The sequence below is a fragment of the Vibrio sp. S234-5 genome, from assembly GCF_000960595.1.
Taxonomy (GTDB): domain Bacteria; phylum Pseudomonadota; class Gammaproteobacteria; order Enterobacterales; family Vibrionaceae; genus Vibrio.
Genome location: NZ_JZAM01000396.1, coordinates 1 through 406 on the forward strand (window position 1 = coordinate 1; position 406 = coordinate 406).

1 pseudogene is annotated in these 406 nt (G+C 53.7%); it reads left to right on the forward strand.

The features are described 5' to 3' along the window. Window positions 1–144 precede the first annotated feature (144 nt). Window positions 145–406: pseudogene (locus UF06_RS28100) on the forward strand (phosphatase); the annotation flags it as partial.

Below are 406 nucleotides of genomic sequence, written 5' to 3' on the forward strand. Positions count from 1 at the left end.
AACAACTACCTGGAGCGTATGCTCCCCGGTAGCGTGCGGCGGGATTATGGTTTAATGTCTGTTTCCTCCGGCGCGGTCCATTCTGAGGGGGCGTGGACCTTGCTGGTCAGGCTGGGGCGCTAAAACGTGGAGGCCACCGGGCAAAAACGGTGGGTGCTATCGTTGGACGAAGCTTGTGGCGAATACGTGAGGATTGGCCGGCCACAACAAACGCAACAAGAAAGACGCTCTTTGGCGGATTATGCTATACAATAGAAACTATTAGCATCCCAAGGCCGTGAGTGTCACTCTCCTTCCACGTGGATGGAATTAGGAAGAAACCTCTGGTTGCTTTACGGCGTAAAACCAGTTTGGACAGATTGGGGGTTAGAGCCCGCTCCTTTGGAGCAAGCACAAACATCGACAC